The sequence below is a fragment of the Pseudomonas sp. GW821-FHT05D12 genome (assembly GCF_059419825.1).
This window is the reverse complement of the sequence record NZ_JBWKSN010000002.1, coordinates 210,217-227,967: the sequence shown is the minus strand read 5'-3', so window position 1 is coordinate 227,967 and position 17,751 is coordinate 210,217. Positions and strand designations below refer to the sequence as shown.

The following is a 17,751-nucleotide window of genomic DNA, read 5'->3' as shown; positions in this document are numbered from 1 at the left end:
ACACGTGGCCGACCAGTGTAGAGGCCATGCGCGCTGCCTGGCTAGGGCGCCGGCAGGGTTGTCCACAACGCCGGCCAATCCCCGTAGGGGCTCCCGGTGCAGCGCGGCATCATCTTAAACTCACGCAACTGGAACGCCTTGCCGTCAAAGACCCAGACCCCGCCCGCACCGCAATCACCGATCCCGCGCAGCTTGTAGAAATAACTCAAGGTGCCGGTGGTTTCGTCATACCCCACGGAGCCTTCGAACGCGGCGCCGTCCAACGGCAAAGGCTGAATGCTCAGCAACGTTTCGGTGTAAGGCGGCTTGCGCTCACGGCTGCTGATTTCGTACTCGCAGTTGTAGGCCGCGCAGTCAGTGCGCACCACCATCATGGCCTGGTCGGCACTCAAGGCCCCGGCCTCGGCGTCGGGTTTCATTTCGGTGTCGGTGTTGGTCAGCGCCTTGATCGCCGCTGCAGCCAGGCCGGCCTGTTCTTGCGCGGTCAGCGCGGGTGCGGTCGGGAACTTGCGCAGCACCGGGGTCGGCTGGCGAGCCGGCACCTCACTGGCAGCGGCCTTGCCCGGCCGGGCCAGCGCGGTGACGTTGTCTACCCGCCCCTGCACCGCGTCCATCAACAACAGCGAAGCACTCAGCCCGCTCAGCGACACCTGCGCGTTTTCATCGCCAGGCAACTGCAGGCGCTGGCCATTGCGCAACCGCTGCAACCAGCGCCGCGCCGGCGCGTCCTCGATGACGCTGTAGAAGTGCATCTCGGGGTCGCCGCCTTCATCGTCCAGCTCCACATGCAAGTCGCGCGTCAATGCCTGCCCCAAGGGCTGGCCATCCAGCAGCAAGGTGGAAAGGTCGAGGTCTTCGCCGCGGTGATCAAAGCGCAGGCGCAAGTACCCTTCGGGACCTGCCTGGTGAAAGATATGCAAGGTCAGCGAACTGTAGTCTTCTTCATCGACGCCGCTGGGTGAACTGAGCGCGTGGCAATTGCGCAAGTTGTCGCAACCGGTGACCCAGTTTTTGATTTCCCGCAGCAGCGGTACGGTTTCAGTCGCGGGTTGGGCGAGGACGTGAGGGCTGATACCAGCCAGCAGCATGGCCAGGAATGCGGGGCGCAGCATGGGGACTCTCCGTGTCAAAAAGGCGCGGATTGTCCCATGTTCAAGGGTTCAAGTCAGCGCCCGGCAGCCGTGCGCCATACCCGCGCAATATCCGCCGCGCGCTCGGCCAACAATCGCGGAGCTTCACTGCAGGCCTGCTCCAGGCTCATCGGGCCCGACGGCAAGGCAAATGCGGCATTCACGCCGTGGGCGTACATCTGTTCGTAGCCATCGCCCAGGGTGCCAGCGATGACAATCACCGGCACCCCATGTTGGCGGGCAATGCGCGCGACCCCGAACGGGGTTTTGCCGCGCAGGGTCTGGGCGTCGAAGCGACCTTCACCGGTGATTACCAGGTCGGCGCCCCGTACGGCGTCGTCCAGGCCGACCAGCTCGGCGACCACGTCCACCCCGGCCCGGAACTGCGCACCGAGAAACGCCTTGGCGGCAAAACCCAGGCCGCCGGCGGCGCCGCTGCCGGGCTCATCGCGCACATCCTTGGGCAACACCTGGGCACACTGGTCGGCGAAGTGCCCGAGGGCGGCGTCCAGCTGTTGCACCTGCTCGGGATTGGCGCCTTTTTGCGGACCGAATATCGCCGACGCGCCGTGGGGGCCGCACAGTGGATTATTCACATCGGCGGCGATTTCAAAGCGTACCTGCGCCAGCCGTGGGTCAAGGTTCTCCAGGCTGATCCGCGCCAGTCCAGCCAAGGCCAGGCCACCGGGGGCCAGGGCCTGGTGATCGGCGTCGAACAATTGCACGCCGAGCGCCTGCATCGCGCCGGCCCCGCCATCGTTGGTGGCGCTGCCGCCAATCGCCAGGATGATGCGCTGGGCACCCAGGTCGAGGGCGGCGCGGATCAGCTCACCGGTGCCGAACGTACTGCTGCTGCAGGCATCCCGCAGGCCCGGCGGCACCAGTTGCAGGCCGCTGGCTTCGGCCATTTCGATAATCGCGGTGTGGCTGTCAGCCAACCACCCCCAACGCGCTTGCACCGTGGCCCCCAGCGGGCCCCGCACCGCCTGGCGCCGCAACTCACCGTTGCAGGCCGCGAGCACCGCATCCACCGTCCCTTCACCACCGTCCGCCATGGGGCACAAGACGCTCTGCGCATCCGGCCAGACCTGCGCCAGCCCGGCGGCAATGGCCTGGGCGACGCCCTCGGCACTCAGGCTGTCCTTGAACGAGTCGGGGGCGATGATGATTTTCATGGGCTTTCTCCGGTTTTTATGACGCCCATGCTGCCAGTTGGCTTCGGGAATGACGCCGGTCCGATGCACAAGTCTGGCTCAGGTTTGTTGTTCATTCCGACAAAGCCTGGGGCAGCAGCTGTACGCCTAGGTAAAGAGCCAGCATGCCGTCCAGGGTCAGCGGATCAACGCCGCTCAGCTCAGCGATGCGCTCCATGCGATAACGCAGGCTATTGCGATGAATGCCGAGGGCGTCGGCGCACGCCTGGCTTTGCCCATCGTGGTCGCACCAACTGCGCAAGGTCGCGAGCAACTGGCCGTTGGTGTCTTTGGCCAGCACCTTGTGCAGCGGCTTGAGCAATTCGTCCAGGGCATCGTCATTGCGATGGCGCCAGAGCATGACGGGCAGGCGATAACGGTTGAGGGTCAGCAGCCGCGATTGCGGCAGGATATCGCGCCCATACGCGAGCAGATCACCGACACGCCGGTAACAGCGGCGCAGCCCCGCCAAGCCATCGGCTTGCCCACCCACGGCCACGCGCAGAACCTGCCAGCCCAGGCCTTCGAGCTTTTCCAACAAGCGTGGATTGTCGACCTGCAGCGCGGCAGGCCGACACCACAGCAGCGAAAACTGCGCCGAGCTGACACACCAGCTGTCCGGATAGCGCGAGGTCAGCCAGGCACTCAACGCCTCCGCCGATTGCCCCACACCCAGCTCGAACAGGTACGGGGTGCGCGGCAGCTGCGGCTTGAGGCCCAGTTGTTGCGCCTCGTCCACCAGGCGCGGCGAGTCGCCAGTGTCGGCGAGCAGCAAGGCCAGCAAGTCATCGCAGCGCTGGCGCCGCCATTGTTGTTCGACCTGCTGGTGCCGATGGCTGACGAGCATCTCGGCGGTCATGCGCACCAGCTCGGCGTAAGTGCGCAGGCCTTCCGGCTCACCGGTGATGCCCAGCACGCCGATCAGACGCTGGTCGTGCATCAGCGGCAGGTTGATGCCCGGCTGCACGCCCTTGAGGTGCTTGGCGGTCTGCCCGTCGATCTCGACCACGCGCCCATTGGCCAGGACCAGTTGGGCGCCCTCGTGGCGGGTATTGATGCGCTCCGGTTCACCGCTGCCAAGGATCAGGCCCTGGCTGTCCATGACATTGACGTTGTGCGGCAGGATCGCCATGGTGCGATCGACGATATCCTGAGCCAGGTCATGATCCAGCTCGAACATGGGGCCATCTCCTTGAAAGAAGTGCTTGAAAACGCAGGTTGTTCATCAGCACAGCGCAATTGATGCTTCACTGTGCGCAAGCACAAAGACAGCACCCTGCCACGTGGCTGAGACTCTTTGGGCGATCAACGTTACCTGCGCATCGCGAAAAATCATAATAAAGAGAGACTCCCCATGTCACAGAGCGCCGCTGCCACACTGGCCACCGATGACGATAAAAACGCCATCTACAAGCGCATTACCCTGCGCCTGATCCCCTTCATTTTCATCTGCTATCTGTTCAACTACCTCGACCGGGTAAACGTTGGCTTCGCCAAGTTGCAGATGCTCGATGCATTGAAATTCAGCGAAACCGTGTACGGCCTGGGTGCCGGGATCTTCTTTATCGGATACGTGCTGTGCGGCGTGCCGAGCAACCTGGCGCTGACCAAATTCGGTCCGAGGCGCTGGATCGCGTTGATGATGATCGTCTGGGGCACCCTGTCCACCTGCCTGCTGTTCGTCACCACGCCGACGCATTTCTACACCCTGCGCCTGTTTACCGGTGCGGCCGAAGCCGGCTTCTTCCCGGGTGTGGTGCTGTACCTCTCGCAGTGGTTCCCGACCTTCCGCCGTGGGCGGATCATGGCGTTGTTCATGTCGGCGATCCCGGTGTCCGGCCTGCTCGGCAGCCCGTTTTCCGGCTGGATCCTCAACCACTTCGCCGCCGGCCAAGGCGGCCTGGCGGGCTGGCAGTGGATGTTCCTGCTGCAGGGCATCCCGACCGTGATCCTCGGCGCCCTCGCCTACTTCCTGCTCAGCGACAGCTTCGCCAACGCCAAGTGGCTCACGCCGCATGAACGCGCGGTGCTGGAAGCCGACCAGGCGACGGACCTCGCGAACAAGCCGAAAACCACCACCGACTCGTTGGCGGAAGTGTTCAAGAACCCGGCGATCTGGGCGTTCGGCCTGATTTACTTCTGCATCCAGAGCGGCGTGTACGCGATCAACTTCTGGCTGCCGTCGATCATCAAGAACCTGGGGTTCAGCGATAACCTGGTGATTGGCTGGCTCAGCGCGATCCCCTACCTGCTGGCCGCAGTCTTCATGTTGCTGGTCGGTCGTTCGGCGGACTTGCGCAAAGAGCGCCGCTGGCACTTGGTGGTGCCAATGTTGATGGGCGCGATTGGCCTGGTGATCGCGGTGAATTTCGCCACCACCCCGGCCATTGCCATCCTCGGCCTGACCATCGCGACGATGGGCGCCCTCACCGGCCTGCCGATGTTCTGGCCAGTGCCGACCGCCATGCTCAGTGCCGGCGCAGCGGCCGGGGGCCTGGCGTTGATCAACTCCATGGGCCAGATGGCCGGCTTCCTCAGCCCGTATATCGTCGGCTTCGTGAAAGATGCCACCGGCTCCACGGATGTGGCGCTGTACCTGCTGGCGGCGGTGATCGTGGCGGGCAGCGTGCTGGCGTTGCGGATGACGCGAACATTGAAAAGCTAACCGGCACCTCTGGAAGTTAAAAGACGTGTGCGCCTTGGCTCAGGGTCAGCACGTCTTTTTCCAGTCTTTTCGGAATTAAAACCCTGATGGTTAAACCTGTCAGTTTTGACAGTAGATCGATGTTTTTTGCCTAGGTAGCATCAGATTGCCTCTAACCATAGGAGCAACACGATGAGCCTACTCAGTTACCAACCCGAGATTACCGCGACGCGCGGCTTTTTCTACGCCAATGTGAAGGGCGCGACTAACCACTTCTTTAATGCTGATGACGCTAAGCTGCACCTGTTCAAGAATGAAGACAATGTTTGGACGATTTCGGTAGAGCAGGTTATTTCACCCGTTGAGCGTTATCTGTTCTATATCGTGTTGCCCAGCAACTTCGCTGACGATGGTAAACAGCATAATTTTCCATTCGGTTCAACTGAACAGCCTGACCAGGCCGTCGGTCAGTTCCGTGCCGACGGCCCGGCTTATCACTCTGTAAACGGTGAGATCAGGGTATCGCTGAAGAACGGTCGAATGAAGGCAACCTTCAATTTTGCCGCAAACAATGGAGCCGGTACGATCATCGCCAGCCAAGGTCACCTGGATCTCCAGACGGCCCATGGCAAATTTACCGCTGCGTTCACTGATTACCCCCTTCCAACGCCGTCGTTCAATGCCAACGTGCTGAGCATCGAGAAAAATTGGGATTGGGTGGGTGGGTGTTACTACTATCTTGTGATAGGTGAGCAAACCCAGGCCCTGCCACCCAATCGATATCTACTTTCCATCCAGGTTTATGAAAATGTGACTCTCGGCAAACATAAACTCGGCAATGACGCATTTGATGTCGGCATCGTGTTTGCTGATCTGAATGGACTGGGCATCATGCGCGCTTACGACGGCATATTAACGCTGACTGGACTGCCCAAAAGCGGACACGCCAAAGGTTCCTTCAACTGTTCAATGCTTAAGCCAGACGGCAAGGCGTTTAAGGTCAAGGGCAACTTCAATGTCCGCGAACCACTGCCAGCTGATTGAACGAGTGCCTTCGCAGACGCTACGGTCGGGGCTCGCACCCGACCGCATCGCCTGAGGATTGGCATTCGCACCGGCAATCAGAGCAAGCCGCCGCCGTCGATGTCGATCACAGCGCCGGTCATGAAGCCATTCTCCATGGCCAGCACATACCCCGCCGCCACTTCCCCAGCCTGCCCGACACGCCCTACCGGCAAGGCGCCGCCGGCCTTGGCGAACATCGCCAGGCGCTGCTCCTCGGTCAACCCCGCATAGGCCGGTGTATCAATGACCCCGGGGCTGATCACATTGACGCGCCGTGGCGCGAGTTCTTTAGCCAACTGCTTGCCCAATGCCTCGGTCGCGGCGTTGATGCCGGTCTTGATGAATTGGCCAGCCGCCGCTTTACGCCCCAACTGCCCGGAGGTCAGGCTGATGCTGCCATGCTCGTCGAGAAACGGCAGCGCCAGTTGAATGGCCCGCAGTGAACCCCAGAGTTTCACATTGAAGTTTGCCTGGGCCTCATCCAGGTCGGTCTCGGCCAGCGTCTTGGCGCGCACCGATGGCCCGGATGTATAGACCAGATGATGAAACCGCCCCACGCTTTCGAACAGTCGCTGCAGCGAGGCGGCATCGGTAACGTCTACCGGCTCGCTGCGCAGGCCGTTTTCGTTGCCCGCAGACAAACGACGCCCGGCCAGTACCACTTGGGCGCCCCGTGCTGCGGCGGCCTTGGCCACGGCGGCGCCAATACCGCTGCTGCCGCCGATGACGATCACCGTTTTGCCGTTGAGGGAAGAAGTCATGAAGAAGTGTCCTGGGTCAGAAAGTGAGCGTTCATCATCCCAGCTTGGCAATCGACGAAAAATCCCGGTAAAACGACAAGATCTTTAAAGGATTTTTACAAATGAGCTCGATCCTCGATCTGGACGTGTTTGTACGCACCGCCGACACCGGCAGTCTCTCGGCCGCCGCACGCAGCCTTAACCTGACGCCGGCCGCGGCGAGCATCGCGCTCAAACGCCTGGAAACCCGCCTGGGTATTCGCCTGCTCGCGCGTTCGACTCGCAGCATGCGCCTCACCGAAGAAGGCCGGCGCTATCTGGACAGCGTGCGCGTGGCGCTGGAAGCACTGTCCGAGGGCGAGCAAGCGATCAAACAGCAAGGCCAGAGCCTCAGCGGCCTGTTGCAATTGGCGGCGCCTTCGGACTTCGGGCGCAATGTATTGCTGGGCTGGCTGGATGAATTCAAGGTTGAACACCCGGCTATCCGCCTGCAACTGCTGCTCAATGACAGCAATGCCGACCTGTTTCGCGACACCGTTGACATTGCCCTGCGCTTTGGCGTGCCGCAGGACTCCAGCCTGGTGGCGCTGCCGGTGGTGCCCGGCCACCACCGCATCGCGTGCGCCAGCCCCGACTACCTCGCACGCCACGGCACACCCCGCACACCGGCGGACCTGGCGCAGCACAGCACGCTGCGCTATATGCGTCGCGGCCGCGCCAACAGCACCTGGTATTTCCGCCAGGGCGCACAGTTGCAGGAGGTCGAGGTCAGCGGTGACTACCTCAGCGATGACGGTGAGATCGTGCGGCGCTGGGCCCTGGCCGGCCACGGTATCGCCTATAAGGCCAACCTGGATGTTGCCCGCGACATCAACGCCGGCCGGCTGGTGCCGTTGCTGCCTGACTGGCAGGGCGAACCCACACCGTTCAACCTGATGTGCTCGCACCGCCTGCAGGTGTCGGAGCGGGTAAAAGTGCTGCACCGGTTTTTGCAGGCACGCTGCGAGGCGTTGCTGCACGAATGAAGAAACGCGCGCAGGGCTTGTTCCAGAGCCCTCGAGTCTGGTATTGCATAGGTCACGTTTCCCTGCTTTGAGGAGCTTTGCATGATTTACCGCACATTGGGCCAGTCCGGACTGAAGGTCAGCGCCCTGACCCTGGGCACCATGATGTTTGGCGAACAGACCAACACCGAGGACTCGCTGCGCATCATCGACAAGGCCTGGGACCAGGGCATCAATTTTATCGACACGGCGGACGTCTACACCGGCGGACGCTCCGAGGAAATCGTCGGCGAGGCCATTGCGCGCCATCGTGAGGATTGGGTGCTGGCCTCCAAAGTCGCCATCGGCCCCACCGACGGCCTGCCCAATCGCAGTGGCTTGAGCCGCAAGCGTATCTTTAATGCGCTGGAAGCCAGCCTGACGCGCCTGGATACCGACTACCTCGACATCTACTACCTGCACCGCGAAGACCACGACACGCCGCTGGACGTCACGGTGTCGGCGATCGGTGACCTGATCCGCCAGGGTAAGATCCGCTATTGGGGCTTGTCCAACTATCGCGGCTGGCGCATCGCCGAAGTGATTCGCGTCGCTGAGCGCCTGGGCGTGGACAAGCCGGTGATCAGCCAGCCGCTGTACAACATCGTCAATCGCCAGGCCGAGGTCGAGCAGATCACTGCGGCCGCCGCCTATGGCTTGGGCGTGGTGCCTTACAGCCCATTGGCGCGTGGCGTACTCAGCGGCAAGTACGCGCCGGATGTAACCCCCGAGGCCGGCAGCCGCGCGGCGCGCCAGGACAAACGCATCCTGGAAACCGAATGGCGCGTGGAGTCGTTGCGCATCGCCCAGCAGATCCAGCAGTACACCCAAGGCCGTGGCGTGGGGATTGTCGAGTTTGCGATTGCCTGGGTGCTCAACAATGCTGCGGTGAGCTCGGCGATTGTCGGGCCGCGCACGGAAGCACAGTGGGATGCCTACATCGGCGCGCTCGACGTGAAGATCTCGGCGGAGGATGAAGCCTTCATCGACTCGCTGGTGACGCCCGGGCACTCGTCCACGCCGGGGTTCAATGATGTGGGGCACTTTGTGTCCGGGCGGATAGCTCGTTTGTAAGCGGGGAATAGGGCCTTGTAGCAAGCGGGGCTTTTTGTGCTGAGCTGTTTTCTGTGGTGAGCGGGCTTGTCCCGCGTTGGGTGGCGAAGCCGCCCCAAAACCAGTCGGCGAGGAGTACCTGATCCACCGCGTGCTCGCTGACTGGGGCTGCTTCGCAGCCCAACGCGGGGCAAGCCCGCTCACCACATGAAGCCCGCTCACCACAATAACCCCGCTCGCCACAACAAACTGGCCCGCCATGGGAAGTGGGTTCATCAAAGGAGGTTTGTCTCTATCGCCCCCTCCAAACCTCACCCCATGAAAATTTTCGCGCAAAACGCCCCAAAACAGCGCAACCGTCTCCCGTCAAAAGCTCCATAATCCCCTCCTGAATTTCTCTCTTCTTTTGTAGCAACCGGTTTTGGCGAGGACAGTGTGTCTAAAGGTGTTGTTTTATCCGTGGCGGCGTCGGTGTTGTTTGCTGTGATGTATTACTTCACGTCGCTGCTCACGCCGTTGAGCGGCCTGGAGATTTTCGGCTGGCGCATGTTGCTCACCGTGCCGTGCATGACGGTGTTCATGATCGTCAGCGGCGAATGGCGCCGTGTGTGGGAATTGCTGCGCAGGCTGGCGGCCAAGCCGCGGTTGATCGGCGGCGTGGTGCTGTCTTCGGCATTGCTCGGCGTGCAGTTGTGGCTCTTCATGTGGGCGCCACTGAACGGGCGCAGCCTGGATGTGTCGGTGGGTTACTTCCTGTTGCCGCTGACCATGGTATTGACGGGACGCCTGGTGTACGGCGAGCGGTTGTCGCGCCTGCAGCAGATCGCCGTCGTGTTCGCCGCGCTCGGCGTGCTCAATGAGCTGTATCAGGCCGGCGGTTTCTCCTGGGCCACGCTGGTCGTGATCATCGGCTATCCGGTCTACTTCGTGGTGCGTAAATACCTGTCCACCGATCACCTGGGCGGTCTGTGGCTGGACATGGCACTGATGCTGCCAGTGGCCTGGTGGTTCGTGCAAAGCGGCGAACAGGGGTTTGCCGTGCTCGACGCCTATCCGAAGCTGTATGCCTTGATTCCAACGCTGGGCCTGATCAGCGCATCGGCGCTGGTGAGCTACATCATCGCCAGCCGGTTGCTGGCATTCAGCCTGTTCGGGCTGCTCAGCTATGTCGAGCCGGTGCTGTTGCTGGCTGTGGCGTTACTGCTGGGTGAAGGGATCAAGGGTGGCCAATGGCTGACCTATATCCCGATCTGGCTGGCGGTAATGGTGCTGGTCTATGAAGGCTTCAAGCATCTGGTGCGTCAGCGCAAAGCCTGATCCGCAGGCAATAAAAAGCCCGGCCAGGAGCAATCCCGGCCGGGCTTTTTACCCTCAGTCGGCGGTCAGTACACCACGACGCACCTGGTCACGCTCGATGGATTCGAACAGCGCCTTGAAGTTGCCTTCGCCAAAGCCATCATCACCCTTGCGCTGGATGAACTCGAAGAATACCGGGCCCATCAGGGTCTCCGAGAAGATTTGCAGCAACAGGCGCTTGTCGCCTTCAATCGACGAGCCGTCCAGCAGGATGCCGCGCGATTGCAGTTGATCGACCGGCTCACCGTGGTTCGGCAGGCGGCCTTCGAGCATTTCGTAGTAGGTGTCCGGCGGTGCGGTCATGAAGCGCATGCCGATGCCCTTCAGCGCGTCCCAGGTCTTGACCAGGTCATCGGTGAGGAACGCCACGTGCTGGATGCCCTCGCCGTTGAACTGCATCAGGAACTCTTCGATCTGGCCGGCACCCTTGGACGACTCTTCGTTCAGCGGGATGCGGATCATGCCGTCCGGTGCACTCATGGCCTTGGACGTCAGGCCGGTGTATTCACCCTTGATGTCGAAGTAGCGCGCCTCACGGAAGTTGAACAGTTTCTCGTAGAAGTTGGCCCAGTAGACCATGCGGCCGCGATACACGTTGTGGGTCAGGTGGTCGATGACCTTGAGGCCGGCACCGACCGGGTTGCGGTCTACGCCGTCGAGGTAGACAAAGTCGATGTCATAGATCGAGCTGCCTTCACCGAAGCGGTCGATCAGGTACAGCGGCGCGCCGCCGATGCCTTTGATCGCCGGCAGGTTCAGTTCCATCGGGCCGGTTTCGATATGGATCGGCTGCGCACCCAGCTCCAGCGCGCGGTTGTAGGCTTGCTGCGAATCCTTGACGCGAAACGCCATGCCGCACACCGACGGGCCATGCTCCGCCGCGAAGTAGGAGGCAATGCTGTTGGGCTCGTTGTTGAGGATCAGGTTGATCTCGCCCTGGCGGTACAGGTGCACATTCTTGGAGCGGTGGGTCGCGACCTTGGTGAAGCCCATGATCTCGAAGATCGGCTCCAGGGTGCCCGGGGTCGGCGATGCGAATTCGATGAATTCAAAGCCCATCAGGCCCATTGGGTTGTCTAAATGGTCGGTCATGTTCGGTGCCTCATCATTCTTGTTGGGTAGCAATTGATTAGTTGCGAGCAAGGATGAGGTCGAAGGGAGGCGCGCAGGAAAGGCCTCGCACACTGCGGGCGAGGAAATCACCAAAGATGAGGGGGGAGCCGAGTAGCTTCATGGTGTCATCAGTCTCTGACGGCCGAGGCTTGCGTGAGCGCAAGTCCATATTCTTGTATGCGTAAATCGATTCTACACAGCGTAACCGTGTTTGTCCGCTGTCTTCATCAAATCCCTATTGCCTTGGCCTGCGCAAGCGGTTTGTTGCACAGGTTACCGCCCAGCAGCGTTGCCGCGCGATCTTGACCCGCGCTACGTATACCGGCGCCTGTCGCCCGGGTGTCGCGCCGTATCGACTTGGCGTGCTGGACCGCTGGCAGTCCTCGCCTGCCGCCCAGGCCTGTATCGAGATCGCAGAATCGGTGGGGCTGACGAGCATATTTGAACCGGGCCGTCTATCATCCGGGCATCCCTGACTGCCCTACCGTCACCGCCCTCTCGCGCAACAGGCCCGGAATTCATGCCCCTGACTGTCACAGGCCCTCGAAAGTCCTTCACTCGCCATTCGATCAGTGTGCTGTGCGGGCTGCTGCCCATCCTGCTCGGTGTGCTCATCCTGCACTGGCAAGCCGAACGCACCCTTGAGAAAAGCACCGCGCAGACCGCTCAGGAAGCCGTGCGCCAATTCGACCTGATGCTCGACAACACCGCCCTCGCCGCCCAGGAATTGCTGCCACTCGCCGGGCAGCCGTGCGACAGCAGTGCACAGCTGGCACTGCGCGAGCAGGTCACACGCCGGCCGTTTGTGCGCGCAACCACATTGTCCTGGCAGAAAAATATCTATTGCAGTTCGCTGTTCGGCAGCCAGTACGAGTCGCGGGTGAACCCGGATGACTACGTGGATGGGCGGCTGTGGTTGATGAACGGCAACCCGGTGACGCCGGATACGGCCTTGCTGGTGTACCGCCTGGTGGAGGGCGACAAGGCCGCGTTTGCCTCGATCGACGGCTACCACCTGACCAATGCGCTGCGCCTGATCAGCCGTTATGCGAACCTGATCCTGCAGGTCGGACCCAACTGGCTGGGTGCCGACGGCAAAGTGCGCAACACGCAGGTACCGGTGTTTGCCGTGGCCCATCATCACCTGGCGTCCGAGCGCTATCGCTACAGTGTCGACGCCGGTATGCCGGCCGGTGAGGTGTGGCGCTATATGCAGGACCGATACCCTGCGATGTTCAGCCTGGTGGTGTTTTTTGGCCTGTTGGCCGGCGTCCTTGCGCACGCCCTGCAAAAGCGCGTGACTGCGCCAACCCATGAATTACAACGGGCGCTGGGGGCGAATGAATTCATCCCGTACTTCCAACCCGTGGTACGCGGCGACACGCGGGAGTGGGCGGGCTGTGAAGTGCTGATGCGCTGGAAACACCCGAAGGAAGGCCTGGTACGCCCGGACCTGTTTATTCCACTCGCCGAGGAATGCGGGCTGATTGTGCCGATGACGCGCGCCCTACTCCGCCAGACAGCCGCGCAACTGGCACCCCACGCGACGCGCTTCAGCCCGGGGTTTCATATTGGCGTGAATATTACCGCCCGCCACTGCCAGGACCTCGCGCTGGTGGACGATTGCCGAGAGTTTCTGGCAGCCTTTCCTGTTGGCCAGGTCACCCTGGTGCTGGAGTTGACCGAGCGCGAGCTGATCGAACCCACGGATATTACCCGCCGCCTGTTCGATGCGTTGCATAAACTGGGGGTGATGATCGCCATTGACGACTTCGGTACGGGCCATTCCAGCCTGGGCTACTTGCGCAACTTCAATGTGGACTATTTGAAGATTGATCAGAGTTTTGTCGCCATGATCGGCGCCGATGCACTCTCCCGGCATATTCTCGACAGCATCATAGAACTGTCCGGCAAGCTCGATCTGGGCATCGTTGCCGAAGGCGTGGAAACAGTCGAGCAATGCGAATACCTGGCGGCGCGTGGCGTGGACTTCCTGCAGGGTTACCTGTTCGGAAAGCCTGTGCCCAGCGATGAATTGATTAAATCCCTGGGCCACCAATGAATAGCCCGGTACTAGACAGGTTGAAATAATGTAAGTAATACAAAAGACGTGATTTACTCGTAGCGCATTAACTACTACAATTTTTCCTGCCTGTGCAGAACTCGCAGGAAGGCGTCTTTCCTGAGTTGCCTTAAAGCGCTTGGCTTATAGCTTTGTCTGTAATTGATATCAGCCAACAACACTATTGGAGTACCTATTTTGTCCAGACTCGCCGAATTTCGCGCAGCAGAAAAAGCCCTTCAAGAGCAGCTCGCCCAGCTGGAATCCCTGAAGAACGACGCCGGCCTGAAAAAAGAAATCGAATTCGAAGAAAAGCTCCAGGGCCTGATGAAGACTTACGGCAAGAGCCTGCGTGACATCATCGCCATCCTTGACCCTAACCTGGGCAAGACCAGCGCTGCAGCCACCGCCGCACCAAAACAGCGCCGCGCACGCGTCGTCAAGGTCTACCAGAACCCGCACACCGGCGAGCTGATCGAGACCAAAGGCGGCAACCACCGCGGCCTCAAGGCCTGGAAAGAAGAGCACGGTGCAGCCACTGTAGAGTCATGGCTACGCAAGTGATCAGGCACTACCCATAAAGAGCCCCGCCGATGCGGGGCTTTTTTATTGGAGGGTTCGAACACAAACTTAAATAACATTTCACCGTATTCAAGATCGATCGACATAACCGATTTAAAGTTTCAGGCTGTCGCGCACCGAACTGACTTCATCCTTGCTCGCTTCGTAGGTTTGCGCCTGCCCCGCATATGAAAAAACATAGGCCTTATCGGTATCAACAGCGCCCACCAATGTTTGTGACAGCACGTGTCGCCCGTTCTCGGTAATCACACAAGTAGTTTCCAACGCGTCAAGTCGGCTCAATGTTGTTGGGTGCATCTTGGTGCAGACGCTTTGATAGCCACCTTGGGCAAAGTCCTTCTGGATGGATTTGCGCATTTCCAGCAATACGCCCTGAAGATTAACTTTATGCCCGGCCTCGATGGGGGTGCCGGTCAGTTCCATGACCATCAAGGTCGTGCCGTTTTCATCGTTCTTGATCGCCCGTTGGCGCGACACCGTGGCGGGCGCTGCCGGGGCCTGGTCGTCAGGCACGACTTCTTCCACTTGCCAGCCGCTGGGCCAATGGATTTCCGGATCGGCCGCCATGACCACGGGGCTGGCCAACAGCACGCATACGGCACTCAACAGCGGTTTACGAAATTCGATCATTGCGACAAATACCCAAGGTTCAAGCGACAAAGTGTGAGCCCGCCACCCGCAGCTCGCAAGGCTTGCAGCGGCTTTTTCATTTGGCGCCACCGCCGAGCCTTGCGTATCATGGCTCGGCTGCACGGATGCCTGCCGCAAGCCAAGGGATCGCTCCTCGCTTTTCACTGGAGCCGCGTTTGCCCCATTTTTTTCTGGAGGGCCCATGAGCCTGCACGAATTGAACACCTTCCCGGGCGTCACCGCCCAACCTGACACCGCCACTGCAAACTTTGTGTTCAACCACACCATGTTGCGGGTCAAGGACATCACCAAGTCGCTGGATTTCTACACCCGCGTCCTGGGTTTTTCCCTGGTTGAGAAACGCGACTTCCCGGAAGCCGAATTCAGCCTGTACTTCCTGGCCCTGGTCGACAAATCCCAGATCCCGGCCGATGCCGCACAACGGACCGAATGGATGAAGTCGATCCCGGGCATCCTCGAACTGACCCATAACCACGGCACCGAAAACGACGCCGACTTCGCCTACCACAATGGCAATACCGACCCGCGTGGTTTTGGCCATATCTGCATCTCGGTGCCGGATATCGTGGCCGCGTGCGAACGCTTCGAAGCTCTGGGCTGCGACTTCCAGAAACGCCTGAGCGATGGCCGCATGAAAAGCCTGGCGTTCATCAAGGACCCGGACGCGTACTGGGTCGAGATCATTCAGCCAGCGCCGCTGTAAAAGCCCCACGCAATAAAAAACCCCATGATCGCTCATGGGGTTTTTCATTTGCGGCGCCGGATTTACGCCGGGGCGGAGGTGCGGATCAGGTGATCGAAAGCGCTCAGGGAAGCCTTCGCGCCCTCGCCTACGGCAATCACGATCTGCTTGTACGGCACGGTCGTGACGTCACCGGCGGCGAATACGCCTGGCAGTGAAGTCTCGCCACGGGCGTCGACAATGATCTCGCCACGGGGCGACAGCTCGACGGTGCCTTTGAGCCAGTCGGTGTTAGGCAGCAAGCCGATCTGGACAAAGATGCCTTCCAGGTCGATGGTCTTGAACTCGCCGCTGTCACGGTCCTTGTAGGCCAGGCCGGTCACTTTCTGGCCGTCACCTTTGACTTCACTGGTCAGCGCGCTGGTGATCACATCAACGTTGGGCAGGCTGTACAGCTTGCGCTGCAGAACCGCATCGGCGCGCAGCTTGCTGTCGAACTCGAGCAAGGTCACGTGGCTGACAATACCGGCCAGGTCGATGGCCGCTTCAACGCCGGAGTTACCGCCGCCGATCACCGCCACGCGCTTGCCCTTGAACAGCGGGCCATCGCAGTGCGGGCAGAAGCATACGCCCTTGGCTTTGTATTCCTGCTCGCCTGGCACACCCATCTCGCGCCAGCGCGCGCCGGTCGCCAGGATGACGGTCTTGGACTTCAGCGTCGCACCGCTTTCGAAACGGATTTCGTGCAGGTCGCCGGCATTTTTCGCTGGTACCAGGCTGCTGGCGCGCTGCAGGTTCATGATGTCCACGTCGTACTGACGCACGTGGGCCTCGAGGGCGCTGGCGAGTTTCGGGCCTTCGGTTTCCTGCACCGAGATGAAGTTCTCGATGGACATGGTGTCCAGCACCTGGCCGCCGAAACGCTCCGCCGCTACACCAGTGCGGATACCTTTACGTGCGGCGTAGATAGCCGCCGCAGAACCGGCTGGGCCACCGCCGACCACCAGCACATCAAAGGCGTCTTTGGCGCTGATTTTTTCGGCAGCCTTTTCGATGCCGCTGGTGTCGAGCTTGGCGAGGATTTCTTCGAGGCCCATACGGCCCTGGCCAAAGTTCACACCGTTGAGGTAGACACTTGGCACCGCCATGATCTGGCGCTCGTCGACTTCAGCCTGGAACAGCGCGCCGTCGATGGCGACGTGGCGGATGTTCGGGTTGAGCACGGCCATCAGGTTCAGCGCCTGGACCACGTCCGGGCAGTTCTGGCACGACAGCGAGAAGTACGTCTCGAAGCTGAACTCGCCTTTGAGCGCACGAATCTGTTCAATCACTTCGACACTGGCCTTCGACGGGTGGCCACCGACTTGCAGCAGGGCCAGCACCAACGAAGTGAATTCATGGCCCATGGGGATGCCGGCGAAACGCAGGCTGATATCGGCACCCGGGCGGTTGATGGAGAACGAAGGCTTGCGCGCATCGTTGCCATCGGTGATCAGGGTAATCAGCGTGGAGAGGCTGGTTACATCTTGCAAAAGGGCCAGCATTTCCTGGGATTTCGCACCGTCGTCGAGGGAGGCGACGATCTCGATCGGCTGGGTGACCCGTTCCAGGTATGACTTCAACTGAGCTTTAAGATTGGCGTCCAACATACGGGCGATTTCCTATTAATTCGGTTTATTGCAGACAAAAAAACGCCCGAGCGAATCTCGCCCGGGCGTTTTGAGGGCGGATGCAGCTTACTTAAGTGCGGAAACCCGCCCTTGATACTTCACAGACTTAGATCTTGCCGACCAGGTCCAGGGACGGAGCCAGGGTGGCTTCGCCTTCTTTCCACTTGGCTGGGCACACTTCGCCTGGGTGGGCAGCAACGTACTGGGCAGCCTTGATTTTGCGCAGCAGCTCGGAAGCGTCACGGCCAACACCACCGTCGTTCAGCTCAACGATCTTGATCTGACCTTCTGGGTTGATCACGAAGGTGCCACGGTCTGCCAGGCCAGCTTCTTCGATCAGCACGTCGAAGTTGCGCGAGATGGTCAGGGTTGGGTCGCCGATCATGGTGTACTGGATTTTGCCGATGGCTGGCGAGGTGTTGTGCCAGGCAGCGTGGGCAAAGTGGGTGTCGGTGGAAACGCTGTAGATTTCGACGCCCAGTTTCTGGAATTCGGCGTAGTTGTCAGCCAGGTCTTCCAGTTCGGTTGGGCAAACGAAGGTGAAGTCGGCTGGGTAGAAGAAGACTACCGACCATTTGCCTTTCAGGTCAGCGTCCGACACGTCTACGAAGTTGCCGTTTTTGTATGCGGTAGCTTTGAACGGTTTTACTTGGCTGTTGATGATAGGCATCGTTGACTCTCCGTCAGGGGTTAAGAAGTTGATGAGGTGAATCCTACCCACCTTCTCGGCGGTTGGCTCATTGGCAAACCTGATGCTGACGATTGGT

At 60.6% G+C, this 17,751-nt stretch carries 16 protein-coding genes; 8 read left to right on the top strand and 8 right to left on the bottom strand.

The genetic code is table 11. The features are described from left to right. Window positions 1–41 precede the first annotated feature (41 nt). The 3 genes from AC07SI_RS04160 to AC07SI_RS04150 all read right to left on the bottom strand — a co-directional run bounded on the left by AC07SI_RS04160 (window position 42) and on the right by AC07SI_RS04150 (window position 3,503). Window positions 42–1,112: a DUF1176 domain-containing protein gene (locus tag AC07SI_RS04160; protein WP_495005181.1), complete on the bottom strand. Its 1,071-nt coding sequence runs from the start codon at window positions 1,110–1,112 to the stop codon at window positions 42–44. A gap of 53 nt (window positions 1,113–1,165) precedes the next feature. After that, window positions 1,166–2,305, bottom strand: coding sequence for a glycerate kinase (locus AC07SI_RS04155; protein WP_495005180.1), 1,140 nt, complete (start codon window positions 2,303–2,305; stop codon window positions 1,166–1,168). A gap of 91 nt (window positions 2,306–2,396) precedes the next feature. Beyond that, window positions 2,397–3,503 carry a sugar diacid recognition domain-containing protein gene (locus AC07SI_RS04150; protein ID WP_106803797.1) on the bottom strand — a complete coding sequence of 369 codons (1,107 nt, stop codon included), beginning with the start codon at window positions 3,501–3,503 and terminating at the stop codon, window positions 2,397–2,399. A gap of 174 nt (window positions 3,504–3,677) precedes the next feature. Here AC07SI_RS04150 and AC07SI_RS04145 point away from each other — a divergent pair, with 174 nt between their 5' ends. Both AC07SI_RS04145 and AC07SI_RS04140 read left to right on the top strand, forming a co-directional pair. Then, complete coding sequence (locus AC07SI_RS04145) at window positions 3,678–4,988, top strand: MFS transporter (RefSeq protein WP_495005179.1); 1,311 nt, start codon at window positions 3,678–3,680, stop codon at window positions 4,986–4,988. A gap of 171 nt (window positions 4,989–5,159) precedes the next feature. After that, complete coding sequence (locus tag AC07SI_RS04140) at window positions 5,160–6,011, top strand: hypothetical protein (protein WP_495005178.1); 852 nt, start codon at window positions 5,160–5,162, stop codon at window positions 6,009–6,011. Window positions 6,012–6,088: 77 nt separating this feature from the next. Here the strand turns inward: AC07SI_RS04140 and AC07SI_RS04135 are convergent, their stop codons facing one another. Further along, window positions 6,089–6,793, bottom strand: coding sequence for an SDR family oxidoreductase (locus tag AC07SI_RS04135; RefSeq protein WP_201144547.1), 705 nt, complete (start codon window positions 6,791–6,793; stop codon window positions 6,089–6,091). Window positions 6,794–6,894: 101 nt separating this feature from the next. On the opposite strand from AC07SI_RS04135, the gene AC07SI_RS04130 reads away from it, so the two are divergent. From AC07SI_RS04130 to rarD, 3 genes are all read left to right on the top strand, one after another. Continuing rightward, window positions 6,895–7,797 (top strand): LysR family transcriptional regulator, encoded by a 903-nt coding sequence (locus tag AC07SI_RS04130; RefSeq protein ID WP_495005177.1) that lies wholly within the window; start codon window positions 6,895–6,897, stop codon window positions 7,795–7,797. Window positions 7,798–7,878: 81 nt separating this feature from the next. After that, complete coding sequence (locus tag AC07SI_RS04125; RefSeq protein WP_106803792.1) at window positions 7,879–8,889, top strand: aldo/keto reductase; 1,011 nt, start codon at window positions 7,879–7,881, stop codon at window positions 8,887–8,889. Window positions 8,890–9,303: 414 nt separating this feature from the next. Then, window positions 9,304–10,185, top strand: coding sequence for an EamA family transporter RarD (rarD, locus tag AC07SI_RS04120; protein WP_065905429.1), 882 nt, complete (start codon window positions 9,304–9,306; stop codon window positions 10,183–10,185). Between the two features lie 54 nt (window positions 10,186–10,239). On the opposite strand, the gene hppD is transcribed toward rarD, so the two are convergent. Then, a complete protein-coding gene (gene hppD, locus AC07SI_RS04115) occupies window positions 10,240–11,316 on the bottom strand; it encodes a 4-hydroxyphenylpyruvate dioxygenase (RefSeq protein ID WP_065905432.1) in 1,077 nt (358 codons plus the stop codon). A gap of 541 nt (window positions 11,317–11,857) precedes the next feature. Here hppD and AC07SI_RS04110 point away from each other — a divergent pair. Together AC07SI_RS04110 and AC07SI_RS04105 are read left to right on the top strand one after the other, a co-directional pair. Continuing rightward, on the top strand, window positions 11,858–13,399 hold the full coding sequence (locus AC07SI_RS04110) for an EAL domain-containing protein (RefSeq protein WP_495005176.1): 1,542 nt from the start codon (window positions 11,858–11,860) through the stop codon (window positions 13,397–13,399). A gap of 198 nt (window positions 13,400–13,597) precedes the next feature. Then, on the top strand, window positions 13,598–13,963 hold the full coding sequence (locus AC07SI_RS04105; RefSeq protein WP_106803789.1) for a histone-like nucleoid-structuring protein, MvaT/MvaU family: 366 nt from the start codon (window positions 13,598–13,600) through the stop codon (window positions 13,961–13,963). Window positions 13,964–14,074: 111 nt separating this feature from the next. On the opposite strand, the gene AC07SI_RS04100 is transcribed toward AC07SI_RS04105, so the two are convergent. Further along, entirely contained in the window at window positions 14,075–14,611 is a 537-nt protein-coding gene (locus tag AC07SI_RS04100) for a DUF4946 domain-containing protein (protein WP_120448664.1), read from the bottom strand. 202 nt (window positions 14,612–14,813) lie between these two features. Here AC07SI_RS04100 and gloA point away from each other — a divergent pair, with 202 nt between their 5' ends. Next, a complete protein-coding gene (gloA, locus tag AC07SI_RS04095; RefSeq protein WP_201144555.1) occupies window positions 14,814–15,335 on the top strand; it encodes a lactoylglutathione lyase in 522 nt (173 codons plus the stop codon). A 62-nt stretch (window positions 15,336–15,397) separates the two neighbouring features. On the opposite strand, the gene ahpF is transcribed toward gloA, so the two are convergent. Both ahpF and ahpC read right to left on the bottom strand, forming a co-directional pair. After that, a complete protein-coding gene (gene ahpF, locus AC07SI_RS04090) occupies window positions 15,398–16,963 on the bottom strand; it encodes an alkyl hydroperoxide reductase subunit F (protein ID WP_065905443.1) in 1,566 nt (521 codons plus the stop codon). A gap of 127 nt (window positions 16,964–17,090) precedes the next feature. Then, window positions 17,091–17,654 carry an alkyl hydroperoxide reductase subunit C gene (gene ahpC / locus AC07SI_RS04085; RefSeq protein WP_010210361.1) on the bottom strand — a complete coding sequence of 188 codons (564 nt, stop codon included), beginning with the start codon at window positions 17,652–17,654 and terminating at the stop codon, window positions 17,091–17,093. Window positions 17,655–17,751 lie beyond the last annotated feature (97 nt).

What these genes read in the sequence shown, in the direction of transcription:
- AC07SI_RS04160 (WP_495005181.1), bottom strand. Translation starts at nt 1,112, where the DNA reads ATGCTGCGCCCCGCATTCCTGGCCATGCTGCTGGCTGGTATCAGCCCT.
- AC07SI_RS04155 (WP_495005180.1), bottom strand. Translation starts at nt 2,305, where the DNA reads ATGAAAATCATCATCGCCCCCGACTCGTTCAAGGACAGCCTGAGTGCC.
- AC07SI_RS04150 (WP_106803797.1), bottom strand. Translation starts at nt 3,503, where the DNA reads ATGTTCGAGCTGGATCATGACCTGGCTCAGGATATCGTCGATCGCACC.
- AC07SI_RS04145 (WP_495005179.1), top strand. Translation starts at nt 3,678, where the DNA reads ATGTCACAGAGCGCCGCTGCCACACTGGCCACCGATGACGATAAAAAC.
- AC07SI_RS04140 (WP_495005178.1), top strand. Translation starts at nt 5,160, where the DNA reads ATGAGCCTACTCAGTTACCAACCCGAGATTACCGCGACGCGCGGCTTT.
- AC07SI_RS04135 (WP_201144547.1), bottom strand. Translation starts at nt 6,793, where the DNA reads ATGACTTCTTCCCTCAACGGCAAAACGGTGATCGTCATCGGCGGCAGC.
- AC07SI_RS04130 (WP_495005177.1), top strand. Translation starts at nt 6,895, where the DNA reads ATGAGCTCGATCCTCGATCTGGACGTGTTTGTACGCACCGCCGACACC.
- AC07SI_RS04125 (WP_106803792.1), top strand. Translation starts at nt 7,879, where the DNA reads ATGATTTACCGCACATTGGGCCAGTCCGGACTGAAGGTCAGCGCCCTG.
- hppD (WP_065905432.1), bottom strand. Translation starts at nt 11,316, where the DNA reads ATGACCGACCATTTAGACAACCCAATGGGCCTGATGGGCTTTGAATTC.
- AC07SI_RS04110 (WP_495005176.1), top strand. Translation starts at nt 11,858, where the DNA reads ATGCCCCTGACTGTCACAGGCCCTCGAAAGTCCTTCACTCGCCATTCG.
- AC07SI_RS04100 (WP_120448664.1), bottom strand. Translation starts at nt 14,611, where the DNA reads ATGATCGAATTTCGTAAACCGCTGTTGAGTGCCGTATGCGTGCTGTTG.
- gloA (WP_201144555.1), top strand. Translation starts at nt 14,814, where the DNA reads ATGAGCCTGCACGAATTGAACACCTTCCCGGGCGTCACCGCCCAACCT.
- ahpF (WP_065905443.1), bottom strand. Translation starts at nt 16,963, where the DNA reads ATGTTGGACGCCAATCTTAAAGCTCAGTTGAAGTCATACCTGGAACGG.
- ahpC (WP_010210361.1), bottom strand. Translation starts at nt 17,654, where the DNA reads ATGCCTATCATCAACAGCCAAGTAAAACCGTTCAAAGCTACCGCATAC.